This is a genomic window from Photobacterium minamisatsumaniensis, from assembly GCF_050336695.1.
Classification (GTDB): Bacteria; Pseudomonadota; Gammaproteobacteria; order Enterobacterales; family Vibrionaceae; genus Photobacterium; species Photobacterium minamisatsumaniensis.
The window spans coordinates 19,378-33,937 of record NZ_JAKJSI010000012.1 but is presented as its reverse complement, the minus strand read 5'-3'; the positions used below and the strand labels follow the sequence as shown (position 1 = coordinate 33,937).

The window sequence follows — 14,560 nt, the reverse complement described above, 5'->3', positions numbered from 1 at the left end:
AATGTCTCAGAATGACCAACAAATTGCTGATGACTGGGCCGCAGCACTTGCCGAGCAAGCGATTGACGAAAGTGTACAGCCTGCGCCATTGGAAGAGCTCACTGATGAATCTACTCCGTTCAGTGAGGACGAGCGTCGTAAGCTTGATACTATCATGGATATTCCGGTCACTATCTCAATGGAAGTTGGCCGTACCCAAATTAGTATCCGTAACTTACTTCAACTGAACCAAGGTTCGGTGGTTGAGCTCGATCGGGTGGCAGGTGAATCTCTGGATGTGATGGTAAATGGCACCTTGATTGCACACGGTGAAGTGGTAGTGGTGAATGACAAGTTTGGTATTCGCTTAACGGATGTGATCAGTCAAACCGAACGTATTAAAAAACTGCGCTAGTGCGATATACCTTAAGTGAATAACGTTAATGATTTTTTCTTCTTTTTTTAAGCTGTCTTCGTTTATCAAGCAACCTATGGTGTTGCTTGTTCCGCTGTTCGGTTTGTTGTCATTTCCAGCGACATCGGCATCGTCAGCAGCATCAGCGGCACCTAATCTCAGTATCGCTTCAACAGTTGCGTCGCTGGTGTTAGTCGTGGGCGTTATTTTGTTTTTGGCATGGTTGCTGAAACGAATGAAATTTCCAGGTGTACAGGGAAACGACTCGTCGCTTCGAGTTTTACGCCAACTACCGGTTGGTCAGCGTGAACGTATTGTTTTGCTACAGGTCGGTGATGAGCAAATGTTAGTTGGGGTGACTCAACAAAATATTTCACTATTGGGTAAATTGGATCAACCGCTATCCATGGATGAGGTGTCTGGTGGGCAAGAATTTGCGAACCAACTAGGCAAGTTACTGAAAAAAGATGATAAAAAATAGTGTTATTGCCGCCATATTAGCGGCAGTTAGCCTCTTGCTAACGTTACCCGCAATGGCTGAAACCGCAGCGGCTGCCAGCAGTGTCACCGTCAGTGAAATGCAAAGTGAAGGTGGTGCCACCCAAATGGTGACGGCAAAAGGCACGGGGGGAGGTATCCCTGCCTTTTCTGTAACGGTTAATCCCGATGGTAGTGAAGATTACTCGATAACTTTACAGATCCTTGCGCTGATGACAGCACTGGGTTTCTTGCCTGCGATCGTCATTTTGATGACGTCGTTTACCCGCATTGTCGTGGTTATGTCGATCCTCAGGCAAGCGATGGGTTTACAACAAACCCCGTCAAATCAGGTGATCATTGGTATTGCGATGTTCATGACGTTTTTCATCATGTCGCCAGTACTTGATCAGATCAACACTCACGCTGTGCAGCCGTATATCAATGAGCAGATCACCGCGCCCGAGGCGTTAGAGCAGGCACAAGAACCATTACGCCAATTTATGCTTAAACAAACACGGGTGAAAGATCTTGAAAGCTTTGTGAACATGTCAGGCTCGACAGCAACCGATCCACAAGATGTCGCCATGACAGTGTTGATCCCTGCATTTATTACCTCCGAGTTAAAAACAGCCTTCCAGATTGGCTTTATGTTGTTTCTACCGTTTTTGGTTATCGACTTGGTTGTGGCTTCAGTATTGATGGCGATGGGTATGATGATGTTATCCCCAATGATTGTTTCACTGCCCTTCAAGTTGATGTTATTTGTGCTTGTTGATGGGTGGAACTTAATCCTATCAACCTTAGCGGGGAGTTTTGGCACATGACCCCTGAAGCGTTTGTCGAAATATTCCAAGATGCGTTGTTCATGGTATTGCTGATGGTGTGTGCCATCGTGATCCCTGGCTTGTTGATTGGTTTAGTCGTGGCCGTATTTCAGGCGGCAACCTCGATAAATGAGCAGACGTTAAGTTTCCTACCGCGTTTGATCGTGACCTTATTGGCATTGATGTTTTTCGGCCACATGATGACTCAGATGTTGATAGATTACTTTCACCGGATTATTGAACAGATCCCACAGTTGTTATATTGATGAGAGTTAACCATCAATGAATGTCACTTCAGCACTCTTACTCGATTGGATTGCTAACTACTTTTGGCCTCTGACTCGCATCTCCTCAATGATGATGGTCATGACATTCTTTGGCGCGCGTTTTGTCTCTCCTAAAATACGATTGTACCTTTCTCTGACGGTAACATTTGCCGTTATGCCAATGTTACCTGCCGTTCCCAAAGAGATAGAGTTACTTTCGTTTGAGGGCTTTTTAATCACAGGACAGCAAGTGATTATCGGCGTCGCAATGGGGTTGGTCACGCAGTTTGTGACGCAGGTTTTTGTGTTACTCGGGCAGATCTTGGGTATGCAATCAAGCTTGGGTTTTGCTTCGATGGTTGACCCTGCAAATGGCCAGAATACCCCTGTGCTTGGCCAGCTATACATGATGTTGGCGTTAATGCTGTTTTTGACCACCGACGGTCATCTCATGATGTTGAATCTAGTCGTATTAAGCTTTACTACCTTGCCGATAGGCGAGTCTATGTTACGTCCCACCGATTATTACCAGCTAGCAGGGTGGTTCGGTTTGATGTTTAAAATGGGGCTAAATATGGCATTGGCTGGGATCATTGCGTTGCTGACGGTCAATTTGTCTTTCGGTGTGATGACACGGGCAGCACCACAGCTGAACATCTTTTCGTTGGGCTTCTCGTTCGCGTTGTTGATTGGTCTTTTGATCAGTTGGTTCTTGGTGGCTGGCATCATGCCGCATTATGAGTACAGTTGGGAACTTGGGTTTGGTCAGATCTGCAGTTTGATTAGGGTGGATTGCTAATGGCAGAGTCCGACGGTCAAGAACGTACCGAAGACGCCACGCCCCGAAGACTTGAGCAGGCGCGGGAAAAGGGGCAAGTACCGCGTTCAAGAGAATTAGCTTCTGTCGCTGTGTTAATGGCTGGTGCCGTTAGTTTAATGTGGTTTGGTGGAGACTTAGGCAGAGGGCTTGCTGAAATCATGAGCCAAATGTTTTCACTCAGCCGTGAAGAAATTTTTGATCTTAACCGTTTATTTGCGTTGATTTGGGCGTCGATATGGCACATTGCCTTTCCATTATTTTTGGTCTTGGTCTTTCTATTTTGTGCTGCGTTAATGGGAGCTGCCGGACTTGGTGGCGTGAGTTTTTCCGTGGAAGCAGCAATGCCGAAATTGTCGAAAATTAACCCTGTTAGCGGCCTTAAAAAAATGCTGGGTAAGCAGAGTGTGGTTGAGCTGATCAAGTCAATTCTGAAGGTGTCACTCGTTGCCGGTGTCGCCTTTTTCTTAATGCGCGCTAACATCGAAAGCCTATTCAAACTTACCGTTGAAGTTTACCCGCAGAACTTATTTCATGCCTTAGACATTTTGTTAGGCTTCGTTCTATTGATTTGTAGTTCACTGCTGGTGGTTGTTGCTATTGATGTGCCTTATCAAATATGGCAACACAACGAACAATTAAAAATGACCAAGCAAGAAATTAAAGACGAGTACAAAGACACTGAAGGTAAACCTGAGGTAAAAGGCCGGATCCGAATGCTGCAGCGTGAAATGGCACAGCGGCGAATGATGGCAGATGTGCCGGAGGCCGATGTGGTAATCACTAACCCCGAGCACTTCTCAGTTGCGCTGCGCTACGATCCTGACAAAGACTCAGCACCGGTTGTTGTCGCGAAAGGGACAGACTTTTTGGCCCTCAAAATTCGTGAAATCGCCAACGAACATCAAATTGATATTGTGCCAGCCCCACCGCTTGCCCGTGCGCTTTATCACACGGCAGAGCTTGAGCAACAAATTCCAGATGGTTTGTTCAGTGCAGTTGCTCAGGTACTAGCTTATATCTTCCAACTTAAGCAGTACCGTAAAGGGCAGGGTAAAAAGCCCGTATTATCGAAAGAAGCGTCTAACTTACCGAGTGATTACCACTACTAATCGATTTTAAAACAACCAATTATCAAATGGGCAAATTGAGCGCCAATTTATTGACGGCTCGCTGGGCATGAAGCTTGCTTATTGATAGGTACGAAACTTGCTAATCTAGTTTCGATTTGTTGGATATGACGGTAAAATACCCGTTTCCTGTACCAATCTGGATATCTATCACCTTAACAATTACCACTTTAACGAGTGTGGTACTTGGGATCTCTGAGCTGATATATATGTAGATTGGTATGTTTATTTTGATTTCTGCAGCTGATCTTCATGTGTTGCGAGTACACCTCGTAATGAAAATGACATGAGTAAAGCAGCGCAGCGTTACTCAATAATTAGAATTAATGAAGCTATCTTTACCTTTCTTAGAAAAAGTGCCACTCGCGCGTTTGAAGTCTATGCCGTCAATCGGGGCACCGATTATGGTACTTGCAACGTTGGCGATGGTGATTTTGCCAATCCCGCCCGTATTGCTCGATATGGCTTTTTCTTTCAATATTGCGCTGGCGTTGGTTGTATTGCTTGTGACGGTTTATACCCGCCGCCCACTGGATTTTGCCGCTTTTCCAACCGTATTGCTGATTGCCACGCTACTGCGCCTTGCGCTTAATGTGGCATCGACGCGTGTTGTTCTATTGTATGGCCATGAAGGCCCAGATGCCGCAGGGCAAGTCATTGATTCTTTCGGCTCGGTTGTTATTGGCGGTAATTACGCAGTCGGTTTAGTGGTATTCCTTATCTTGATGATCATCAACTTCATGGTTGTGACTAAGGGTGCCGGCCGTATTTCTGAGGTAAGTGCTCGATTTACCCTTGATGCCTTGCCCGGTAAGCAAATGGCGATTGATGCCGACTTGAATGCTGGCCTTATCGATCAAGATCAAGCGCGGACCCGTCGTTTTGAAGTAACCAAAGAAGCGGATTTTTACGGTTCAATGGACGGTGCGTCGAAGTTTGTTAAAGGTGATGCGATTGCCGGTATCATGATCCTTTGCATCAATATTGTCGGTGGCTTGGTCATTGGTATGACCCAGCATGGCCTTGGCTTTGGTGAAGCGATTGAGATTTATAGCCTATTAACCATCGGTGATGGCTTGGTAGCACAAATACCATCGCTCCTGTTGTCGATTGGCGCGGCAATGATGGTGACCCGTCAAAATACTGACGAAGACATGGGTCAGCAAATGACCTTCCAAATGTTCAATAACCCCCAAGCATTAATAATCACAGGTGTGATTTTATTTGTAATGGGTATTGTGCCGGGCATGCCACATATTCCTTTCTTGTTACTTGCTGCGATGATCGGGGCTATTGCATACTGGCGAATAAAAAAAATGCAAGCAGAGGCAATTGCAGAAGCGGAAACGCCATCCACAGAACTGACAACTCAGCAACCACAGAAAGAGCTCTCTTGGGACGATGTTCAACCAGTCGATGTGATTGGTTTAGAGGTCGGTTACCGATTAATCCCGATGGTGGATAAAGAGCAGGGTGGTGAGTTATTAGACCGCGTGAAAGGGGTACGAAAGAAACTGTCTCAAGACTTTGGCTTCTTGATCCCGCCTGTGCATATCCGTGATAATTTGGAATTGCCGCCCAACACCTACCGTATTAGCTTGATGGGGGTAGCGTGTGGTGAAGCCAATATTCACCCGAGCATGGAACTTGCCATCAATCCGGGGCAGGTATTTGGTACTATCGATGGCGAAGCAACCACCGATCCTGCGTTTGGGTTAGAAGCGGTTTGGATCATGGAATCGCAGCGTGAGCACGCACAAGCATTAGGTTATACCGTGGTTGATTCAGCGACGGTACTTGCGACCCACCTAAGCCAAATTTTGACCAACTGCGCTTCTCAGCTCTTGGGTCATGAAGAAGTTCAAAACCTCATTGAAATGTTGGGCCAAACCACACCTAAGTTGGTGGAAGGGTTTGTACCGGAACAACTCTCTCTGGGTGTGGTGGTGAAAGTGCTGCAAAACTTACTGCATGAAGGTATTCCTATTAGGGATGTACGTACCATTGTTCAAACCCTGTCTGAGTACTCTTCAAAGAGTCAAGATCCTGACATATTAACCGCAGCGGTACGTATTGGTTTGAAACGCCTTATTTGCCAAGAAATCAATGGTATAGAGCCAGAGTTGCCCGTTATCACATTAGTTCCAGAATTGGAACAAATCTTGCATAAAACTATGCAATCAGCCGGTGGTGAATCGACAGGTATTGAACCGGGGCTTGCAGAACGCTTACAGCGCTCACTTACTGAGGCAACCCAGCAACAAGAGTTGAAAGGCGAACCCGCCGTATTACTGACTTCAGGTGTATTACGCTCAACCCTTGCCAAGTTTGTAAAAAATACCATCCCGTCATTACGCGTGCTGTCGTATCAGGAAGTGCCTGATGAGAAACAGATTCGTATTGTGAATGCGGTGGGGAACTAAGAATAATCTTCGCTAACTACCAAATAGTAGCAATGATGGACAGTGGCTTTGCAGGGCTGACGCCGAAGCAATAGCGAATAAAACGAGAATATAGCATTGAAAATTAAACGTTTTTTTGCAAAAGATATGCGAGCAGCCCTAAGTCAGGTCAAGGAAGAACTGGGTGCAGATGCTGTGATCATGTCTAACAAGAAGGTGACAGGCGGTGTTGAAATTGTTGCTGCAGTCGATACCGATGTGGCAAATGAGCCGCCGAAATCTGCCCCGCAAACCCGAGATGCACTTGCTGAGCGCTTAGGTCAAGCAAAGCGAAAGCTAGCTGACGATAGGGTTCAGTTACAAAAGCCTGCGGTAAGCCGTTTCGCGAACGTGCTGCAAAATTATACTGGCAATGACGAACCGAAAGATGCCCCTGAAACTGAGGTTGATTCGCTATCAGCACTGTTGAAACGACAGTCAAAACATCAGGGTGATAATCAAGGTTTTGATCGCGAGCCAATACACAGTCAACAGCGTGAGCCTACAACGCGTAACAACAGTTACGGGCGTGATGCAATGCATGGCGGTGGAATGAGGGGCAGCCAGCCTGCCCGCCATGAGCCGCGCCGCGACTTACGACAAGAGCCATCGAGAAACCAGCAAGGCATGGGGCGTCAGCCACAGCATGCCTTAGATATTGGTGATTATCGTCGCCCGGCTACTAAGCAGCCTGAGCCGCTTGGCTATGAACGAAAAAAAGATTTATTTGGTGGTCACCGTCAGTCAGAGCCTTCGCGAGGGGGAAATCGACTCGATCCAAGTCGTTATGATGCCAAAGCAACCCAGCAAAATGGTGATGACATCGATGCGATGCGCAGTGAAATGGCCTCGATCCGTAAATTGCTGGAGCATCAGTTATCTGGGCTTATGTGGCAGGAAGTCGAGCGCCGTGAACCGATGCGCGCGATGATGATTAAGCGCCTTGAAAAAATGGGCCTCTCTCCTGAACTTGCCGATCAGCTGGCGTGCTATATCCCAGAGGACGTGCCGAGTAATGAAGCGTGGCCAGCTTTGCTTGATTTGCTTTCAGATCAGTTGATCACTACCGAAGATTGTATTTTAGAAACTGGCGGTGTTGTCGCTTTACTAGGACCAACGGGGGTAGGTAAAACCACCACCATCGCGAAGTTGGCAGCACGTGCCGCGATGGATTTTGGTCCAGATCAAATAGCGCTAGTCACAACCGATACATTCCGTATTGGTGCCCATGAGCAGCTAGCCACTTATGGCCGAATTATGGGGTGTCCGGTACGTGTCGCTAAAGATGCCGAAGAGTTGGCCGATATACTTCATCAGTTAAGGCACCGCCGCCTTGTCTTGCTTGATACTGCAGGCATGGGGCAGCGAGATATCCGACTATCGGAACAACTTGATACATTGATGCAAAATAGCGGTGCACAAATCCGCAGCTTTTTGGTTTTACCGGCAACGGCGCAGCGTCGCGTCTTGCATGAAACCATTGAGCACTTCCGCCGTATCCCATTATCTGGGTGCGTCCTGACTAAGCTGGATGAGTCTTTAAGCTTGGGTGAAGTGATTTGTGTTTCTATACAGCATGCATTGCCAATCGCTTATTTGGCTGACGGGCAGCGTGTACCAGAAGATATAAAGGTCGCCACGGGTAATTATTTAGTTGCACGGGCAAATGAATTATTAGAAAAAGAGTTGAGCCAACAATCCCATTTCTGGAGTAGCGATAGCTCAGAGAATCAGGCGGCAGACTTCTATGATTGAGAATAGCATGTACGATCAAGCTAGCGGTTTGCGCCGTATGACACGACTAAGCTCTACCAAAGTTATCACTGTAACAGGTGGTAAGGGCGGAGTAGGTAAAACTAACGTTACCTTGAATATGGCGATTTCGATGGCGCGTCAAGGTAAGCGGGTCATGGTGCTAGACGCAGATCTTGGTTTGGCAAATGTCGACGTCATGCTCGGTTTACGTGCAAGTCGAAACTTGTCGCACGTATTGGCTGGGTTGTGTGATCTTCAAGATATCATTGTTGAAGGCCCATACGGCGTGAAAATTATTCCAGGCTCTTCGGGTACGCAAAACATGGCAGAGCTGACACCAGCTCAGCATGTGGGACTTATCCGGGCATTCAGTAGCCTAGAAGAAGATGTTGATGTGTTGTTGGTCGATACCGCAGCCGGTATTTCTGACATGGTACTTAGCTTCTCTCGCGCAGCTCAAGACGTGTTGGTTGTCGTGTGTGATGAGCCAACATCCATTACAGATGCCTACGCGTTAATTAAAATTTTAAGTCGTGAATACGATGTGCAGCGCTTTAAGATTGTCGCGAATATGGTACGTAGTTACCGTGAAGGCCGGGATTTATTCACCAAGTTAACACGAGTAACAGAACGCTTTCTTAACGCCAACCTTGAATTAGTTGCTTGTATCCCGCTGGACGATCGCGTACGCCAATCGGTTAAGCGCCAAAAAATTGTAGTTGAAGCGTTTCCACGTAGCCCAGCTGCGCTAGCTCTAACATCGTTGGCGAATAAAGCAGTAACTTGGCCGGTACCGGCAAGTGCGGGTGGGCATTTAGAGTTTTTTGTTGAAAAGCTACTGGTTAAACGTGAACCGAGAGAGGTTCCCTTAGGTGAATAAGGCTCTGACATACGGGCGATACCAAGAAAGTCCGCAGGCCTTTATTGAACGATATTCATCTTTGGTAAAGCGCATTGCCCATCATCTATTGGGACGGCTTCCGCCGAACATTCTTGTCGAAGACTTGATTCAAGCGGGCATGATTGGCTTGCTTGAAGCCCAGCAAAATTATGACCCAAGCAAAGGGGCAAGCTTTGAAACCTTTGCTGGTATTCGTATCCGTGGTGCCATGCTCGACGATATTCGTCGCGGCGACTGGGTGCCACGCTCCGTATATAAAAATAACCGTCGGATCACCGAAGCCATTTCAGTGCTTGAAAGTGAGCTAGGCCGTGATCCGAATGACCAAGAAATAGCCGCATATCTCGAAATGACACTCGAACAGTACCATCACGCCTTAAATGATGTTAATTGTGGTCGATTAATAGGTATGGAAGACCTCGGTGTGTCTGAAGATGCGGTCGCAAGTGAAGAATCTCTTGAAGAAAATCTTCCATTTCAGGGGGTTGTGGATGATAATTTCCGTCATTCTTTAACGGAAGCAATCAAAACGCTGCCTGAAAGAGAGGCTTTGGTGCTGTCTCTGTACTACGACGAGGAACTCAACCTCAAAGAGATTGGTGCTGTGATTGGGGTGAGCGAATCCCGAATTAGCCAGATTCATAGTCAGGCAATGCAACGTTTGCGGTCAAAGCTAAAGGCTTGGGCTGCGTAATACCCATTAGATAAAAACACTGTGACCTCAGTGGAGGCAACTTTGAATAAAAACATGAAAATCCTCATTGTTGATGACTTCTCAACAATGCGCCGTATCGTCAAAAATTTGCTACGTGACTTGGGTTTTAATAACACCCAAGAGGCGGATGATGGATTGACTGCCCTTCCGATGTTGAAGAAAGGCGGTTTTGATTTTGTCGTAACAGACTGGAACATGCCTGGCATGCAGGGCATCGACTTGCTAAAGCACATCCGTGCAGATGATGAGTTGAAGCACTTACCTGTCTTGATGATTACAGCAGAAGCGAAACGTGAACAGATCATTGAAGCGGCACAAGCTGGTGTAAATGGCTATATCGTTAAGCCATTTACTGCTGCAACCTTGAAAGAAAAGTTAGAGAAGATTTTCGAGCGTATGCAGTAACGGCCAGCTAGGCGCTAAAAGGATTATTACAATAATGATTTCACTTGATCAGGCAAAAGAGCTTGTTAGCCTATTAGAAAATGGTAAGCAGGAAGCGGCGGATACGTTAGTCAAAAACCTCGTTACCGACAGCAGAGACCCTGTTTATGCTGAAGTGGGTAAGCTAACGCGCCAGCTTCATGATTCGCTAGCTAACTTCCGTCTTGATCCCCGTATTAATGATTTAGCGAAAACTGAAATCCCCGATGCGCGTGACCGTTTATCTTATGTCATTGATAAAACGGAAGCGGCGGCGAATAAAACCATGGATGCTGTCGATAGTATTCAGCCGTTAGCCGATAAATTGGGGGATACATTACAGCAGGTACATCCGCAGTGGAAGCGTTTGATGGGCGGGCAAATAGCCCTTGCTGAATTCAAGTCGCTCTGTCACGGCATTGATCATCTACTTAACCAAGTTGAAGGCGACAGCACGATATTACGTGGCCAGTTGACTGAAATTATGATGGCACAAGACTTTCAAGATTTGACTGGGCAGATCATTCGCCGGGTCATTGAGTTAGTGCACGAAGTAGAAGATCAATTAGTTGAGATCCTAAAAGCATTTGGCATGGAACAAGAAGACAGAACTGAAGTGCTACGAGAAGCACGTGTTTTGTCGCCAGAAGGGCCGATTGTCAACAGCGAGGTACGTGAGGATGTCATGTCTACCCAGGATGATGTAGACGACTTGCTGTCGAGTCTTGGATTTTAGGGGAATTATATGAGCTTTGATTTAGACGAAGATATCCTGCAAGACTTTTTGATTGAAGCAGGAGAGATTCTTGAGCTGCTTTCTGAGCAGCTGGTAGAGCTTGAGCGTAGCCCTGACGATTCAGAGTTGCTTAATGCTATTTTCCGTGGTTTCCATACCGTAAAAGGTGGCGCTGGTTTTCTTTCTCTCGCTGAGCTGGTCGATGCTTGCCATGGTGCAGAAAATATTTTCGACTTGCTAAGAACGGGCAAGCGCTCGGTAACATCTGAATTAATGGATGTGATCCTAGAAGCGTTAGACACGATCAACGTGATGTTTGCACAGGTGCAAGAACGTGAACCTGTCGACCCAGCAGAGCAGAGCCTGCTGGATGCACTCCAACGCTTTAGCCAGCCCGTAACCGCAGAAGAGCTGTTGCAGGCTACTCAGCCTCAAGCGCCTGTCATTGAACAGCCAGTAGCTCCCGTTATTGAAACTGTCGCATTACCAGCAGCACCAGATGTTACACCAACGTCAGCTATCTCAGGAGCGGCGATTTCTGGTAATGGTATTGATGATATCACTCAAGATGAATTTGACCGTCTACTCGATGAGCTTCATGGTGTCGGCGGCAGCCCATCCAGCGTAGCGCAACCCGTGAGCAATGTTACCGAGACGGCTCCAAGCCACTCTTCACCAAGTGGCATTATGACTCAGATCCAATCTGAAAGCGGCGATATCACCGATGATGAATTCGAACGCTTACTCGATGAGTTACATGGCAGTGGTAAAGGTCCGGGTAATAGCGACGTTGTGGCTGAGGTAACCCCTGCGGTTGCTGCGCCTGTAGCAAGTGTTCCTGCAGACACCGGTACAACCAACGGTGATGATGACGTTATGACTGACGATGAATTTGAGCGTTTGCTCGATGAGCTTCACGGCAGTGGTAAAGGTCCGTCAGCCGATGAGCTTGAATTTGCCACTCAGCCCGTCGCAGGCATGCTTGATGATGTAAATGCATTTGCTGACGCAGTTGTATCACAAGCGACGGCAGTTACCGCACCAGAATCAGTAGCTAAGGCTGTCGCACCTGTTGCTCAACCTGCTGCAATCGTTGCCCCAGTTGAAGAGCGCAAAGTTAAACCTGTTGCTGTGAAAGAGAAAAGCAAAGCCACAGAGACGACCGTACGTGTTGATACATCAACCCTTGATGTCATCATGAACATGGTCGGTGAGCTTGTATTGGTTCGTAACCGTTTGGTTAGCTTGGGCTTGAACAGTAACGATGAAGAAATGTCAAAAGCGGTAGCCAACCTTGATGTTGTCACTGCGGATCTACAGGGCGCGGTAATGAAAACGCGCATGCAGCCAATCAAGAAAGTGTTTGGTCGCTTCCCACGTGTTGTACGTGATTTGGCACGTAACCTAAATAAAGACATTGTGCTGGAAATGCGCGGTGAAGAAACGGATCTAGATAAAAACTTAGTTGAAGCGTTGGCTGATCCACTTGTCCACCTAGTGCGTAACTCGGTTGACCATGGTATTGAAATGCCAGCGATCCGTGAAAAAGCCGGTAAACCCCGTGTCGGTACTGTCATGCTCTCGGCATCACAAGAAGGCGATCATATCTTACTGTCAATCGAAGATGACGGTGGTGGTATGTGCCCCGATAAACTACGCGGCATTGCGGTTGACCGTGGCGTGATGGATGCTGATGCAGCCTCACGTTTAACCGATACCGAATGTTATAATCTGATTTTTGCACCAGGATTCTCGACCAAAAAAGAAATTTCAGATATTTCTGGTCGCGGTGTGGGAATGGACGTAGTGAAAACGGGGATCAGCCAGTTAAACGGCTCGATCAGCATTGATTCTGCGCTAGGCAAAGGGACACGCATCGACATTAAAGTGCCGTTGACGTTAGCTATCTTGCCGACACTGATGGTTGGCGTGGCAGAGCAGCCATTTGCCTTACCGTTACCAAGTGTGAATGAGATCTTCCATTTAGATCTGCGCAAGACCAACACGGTCGATGGCCAGTTAACGATCATTGTTCGTGATAAAGCCATTCCGTTGTTCTACTTGCAAGATTGGTTATCTGGCGTTGGTATTCCAAAGCGTGAACGCGAACACGGCCATGTGGTTATTGTTCAAATTGGGCATCAGCGTATCGGCTTTGTTGTTGATACCTTGATTGGCCAAGAGGAAGTCGTCATCAAGCCACTCGATGATCTGTTGCAGGGTACGCCGGGTATGGCGGGTGCAACAATCACCAGCGATGGCCATATTGCACTGATCTTGGATGTACCAAACTTGCTGAAGCATTACGCAGGTCGTTAACGACCCATTTAAGCCACTGGGATGGGGCTTAATGAATATAATTAGAACGAAAAAGCACTGACTGATTTAGGTTGGTATTAATGGCTTCACCGTCGCGGTGAAGCCATTAAGTCTTTATTTGAGAGCTGCAACATAGTTGGTTTGATTGAACTCATAAACGGGATGAAAAATTTAACATGGCTGTAAAAGTATTGGTGGTGGATGATTCAAGCTTTTTCCGCCGGCGTGTGAGTGAAATTATTAATGCCGATCCACGACTGGAGGTTGTCGGTAACGCCGTTAACGGAAAAGAAGCGGTTGAAATGACCAAACGGCTAAACCCTGACGTCATCACCATGGATATCGAAATGCCGGTGATGGATGGAATTACTGCTGTGCGTCAAATTATGCAGGCAACGCCAACCCCTATTTTGATGTTCTCCTCACTGACTCATGAAGGTGCCAAATCCACACTTGATGCCCTCGATGCAGGCGCGTTAGATTTTCTGCCGAAAAAATTTGAAGACATTGCGCGTAACCGTGACGAGGCTGTTGGCCTATTGCAAAAGCGTGTCGCTGAATTAGCGCGTAAGCGTGTATTTATGCGCCGCGCAGTACGTGCCACTGCACAAGCCTCAACGGCTGCATTAGCGCGAGAATCCTCGAGAGAAACAGCAACGCGTTCGCTTGCAAGTAGCCGAACTTCACTGACGACTGCTGGCTCTTCTACAGCGACAGCGCGTCAACCTGTGCGCAGTGCACCAGCCGTTAAACCTGCTACTCGATTTAAAGCCTCGGGCAAGAAGTACCAGCTAGTCGCTATCGGTACCTCAACCGGAGGACCTGTGGCACTACAGAAAATACTGACGAAATTACCGGCCAACTTCCCGTATCCCATCGTACTGGTGCAGCACATGCCCGCGACTTTCACGGCAGCCTTTGCATCACGGTTGAATAACCTTTGCCAGATTGACGTAAAAGAAGCAGAAGACGGCGATATCTTAAAACCGGGCATGGCTTACCTAGCACCAGGCGGTAAGCAGATGATGGTTGACGGTCGAGCGGGATCATCACGACTGCGAATTCTCGATGGTGGTGACCGCATGAATTATAAACCGTGTGTAGATGTAACGTTTGGCTCTGCAGCCAAGGTATATCAGGACAAAGTGTTATCAATGGTACTCACTGGTATGGGTGCCGACGGTCGAGAAGGCGCTCGCATGTTGAAGGGCAACGGCTCAACGATTTGGGCACAAGATGAAGATAGCTGCGTCGTTTATGGCATGCCTCAAGCCGTCGCAAAAGCGGGTATTTCGACAGAAGATCTCCCATTAGACCGAATCGCAGAGCGCATTTTGGTCGAAATTGGCATGGCTTAGG

General features: G+C 47.3%; 14 protein-coding genes. All 14 read left to right on the top strand.

Features of this window, described 5'->3' with window-relative positions; genetic code table 11:
* The first annotated feature begins 1 nt into the window (after window position 1).
* The 14 genes from fliN (at window position 2) to L4D78_RS03845 (ending at window position 14,559) form a co-directional block, all read left to right on the top strand.
* Entirely contained in the window at window positions 2-394 is a 393-nt protein-coding gene (gene fliN / locus L4D78_RS03910) for a flagellar motor switch protein FliN (protein WP_428465743.1), read from the top strand.
* Window positions 395-422: 28 nt separating this feature from the next.
* A complete protein-coding gene (gene fliO, locus L4D78_RS03905) occupies window positions 423-875 on the top strand; it encodes a flagellar biosynthetic protein FliO (protein WP_428465742.1) in 453 nt (150 codons plus the stop codon).
* Window positions 862-1,698, top strand: coding sequence for a flagellar type III secretion system pore protein FliP (gene fliP, locus L4D78_RS03900; protein WP_428465741.1), 837 nt, complete (start codon window positions 862-864; stop codon window positions 1,696-1,698). The genes fliO and fliP overlap by 14 nt, the downstream gene beginning before the upstream one ends.
* Entirely contained in the window at window positions 1,695-1,964 is a 270-nt protein-coding gene (fliQ, locus tag L4D78_RS03895) for a flagellar biosynthesis protein FliQ (RefSeq protein WP_428456106.1), read from the top strand. Before fliP ends, fliQ begins: the two co-directional genes overlap by 4 nt.
* Window positions 1,965-1,980: 16 nt before the next feature.
* Window positions 1,981-2,763, top strand: coding sequence for a flagellar biosynthetic protein FliR (fliR, locus tag L4D78_RS03890; RefSeq protein ID WP_428465740.1), 783 nt, complete (start codon window positions 1,981-1,983; stop codon window positions 2,761-2,763).
* Window positions 2,763-3,893 carry a flagellar biosynthesis protein FlhB gene (gene flhB, locus L4D78_RS03885; protein WP_428465739.1) on the top strand — a complete coding sequence of 377 codons (1,131 nt, stop codon included), beginning with the start codon at window positions 2,763-2,765 and terminating at the stop codon, window positions 3,891-3,893. The genes fliR and flhB overlap by 1 nt, the downstream gene beginning before the upstream one ends.
* A gap of 344 nt (window positions 3,894-4,237) precedes the next feature.
* Window positions 4,238-6,334: a flagellar biosynthesis protein FlhA gene (gene flhA / locus L4D78_RS03880; protein ID WP_428465738.1), complete on the top strand. Its 2,097-nt coding sequence runs from the start codon at window positions 4,238-4,240 to the stop codon at window positions 6,332-6,334.
* 96 nt (window positions 6,335-6,430) lie between these two features.
* Window positions 6,431-8,107 carry a flagellar biosynthesis GTPase FlhF gene (gene flhF, locus L4D78_RS03875; RefSeq protein ID WP_428465737.1) on the top strand — a complete coding sequence of 559 codons (1,677 nt, stop codon included), beginning with the start codon at window positions 6,431-6,433 and terminating at the stop codon, window positions 8,105-8,107.
* A complete protein-coding gene (locus L4D78_RS03870; protein WP_428456111.1) occupies window positions 8,100-8,987 on the top strand; it encodes a MinD/ParA family protein in 888 nt (295 codons plus the stop codon). The genes flhF and L4D78_RS03870 overlap by 8 nt, the downstream gene beginning before the upstream one ends.
* Window positions 8,980-9,702, top strand: a complete 723-nt coding sequence (locus L4D78_RS03865) for an RNA polymerase sigma factor FliA (protein WP_428465736.1) — start codon at window positions 8,980-8,982, stop codon at window positions 9,700-9,702. The genes L4D78_RS03870 and L4D78_RS03865 overlap by 8 nt, the downstream gene beginning before the upstream one ends.
* 54 nt (window positions 9,703-9,756) lie before the next feature.
* The gene (gene cheY / locus L4D78_RS03860; RefSeq protein WP_428456144.1) at window positions 9,757-10,128 is read left to right on the top strand and encodes a chemotaxis response regulator CheY; all 372 of its coding nucleotides are present in this window, start codon (window positions 9,757-9,759) and stop codon (window positions 10,126-10,128) included.
* A 34-nt stretch (window positions 10,129-10,162) separates the two neighbouring features.
* Window positions 10,163-10,882, top strand: a complete 720-nt coding sequence (locus tag L4D78_RS03855; RefSeq protein ID WP_428465735.1) for a protein phosphatase CheZ — start codon at window positions 10,163-10,165, stop codon at window positions 10,880-10,882.
* Between the two features lie 9 nt (window positions 10,883-10,891).
* A complete protein-coding gene (locus tag L4D78_RS03850) occupies window positions 10,892-13,201 on the top strand; it encodes a chemotaxis protein CheA (RefSeq protein WP_428465734.1) in 2,310 nt (769 codons plus the stop codon).
* A 176-nt stretch (window positions 13,202-13,377) separates the two neighbouring features.
* Complete coding sequence (locus L4D78_RS03845) at window positions 13,378-14,559, top strand: protein-glutamate methylesterase/protein-glutamine glutaminase (RefSeq protein ID WP_428465733.1); 1,182 nt, start codon at window positions 13,378-13,380, stop codon at window positions 14,557-14,559.
* Window position 14,560: the final 1 nt, after the last annotated feature.

Bases quoted from the DNA above. Each gene is read 5' to 3' on its own strand.
- fliN (WP_428465743.1), top strand. From the start codon at position 2: ATGTCTCAGAATGACCAACAAATTGCTGATGACTGGGCCGCAGCACTT.
- fliO (WP_428465742.1), top strand. From the start codon at position 423: ATGATTTTTTCTTCTTTTTTTAAGCTGTCTTCGTTTATCAAGCAACCT.
- fliP (WP_428465741.1), top strand. From the start codon at position 862: ATGATAAAAAATAGTGTTATTGCCGCCATATTAGCGGCAGTTAGCCTC.
- fliQ (WP_428456106.1), top strand. From the start codon at position 1,695: ATGACCCCTGAAGCGTTTGTCGAAATATTCCAAGATGCGTTGTTCATG.
- fliR (WP_428465740.1), top strand. From the start codon at position 1,981: ATGAATGTCACTTCAGCACTCTTACTCGATTGGATTGCTAACTACTTT.
- flhB (WP_428465739.1), top strand. From the start codon at position 2,763: ATGGCAGAGTCCGACGGTCAAGAACGTACCGAAGACGCCACGCCCCGA.
- flhA (WP_428465738.1), top strand. From the start codon at position 4,238: ATGAAGCTATCTTTACCTTTCTTAGAAAAAGTGCCACTCGCGCGTTTG.
- L4D78_RS03870 (WP_428456111.1), top strand. From the start codon at position 8,100: ATGATTGAGAATAGCATGTACGATCAAGCTAGCGGTTTGCGCCGTATG.
- cheY (WP_428456144.1), top strand. From the start codon at position 9,757: ATGAAAATCCTCATTGTTGATGACTTCTCAACAATGCGCCGTATCGTC.
- L4D78_RS03855 (WP_428465735.1), top strand. From the start codon at position 10,163: ATGATTTCACTTGATCAGGCAAAAGAGCTTGTTAGCCTATTAGAAAAT.
- L4D78_RS03850 (WP_428465734.1), top strand. From the start codon at position 10,892: ATGAGCTTTGATTTAGACGAAGATATCCTGCAAGACTTTTTGATTGAA.
- L4D78_RS03845 (WP_428465733.1), top strand. From the start codon at position 13,378: ATGGCTGTAAAAGTATTGGTGGTGGATGATTCAAGCTTTTTCCGCCGG.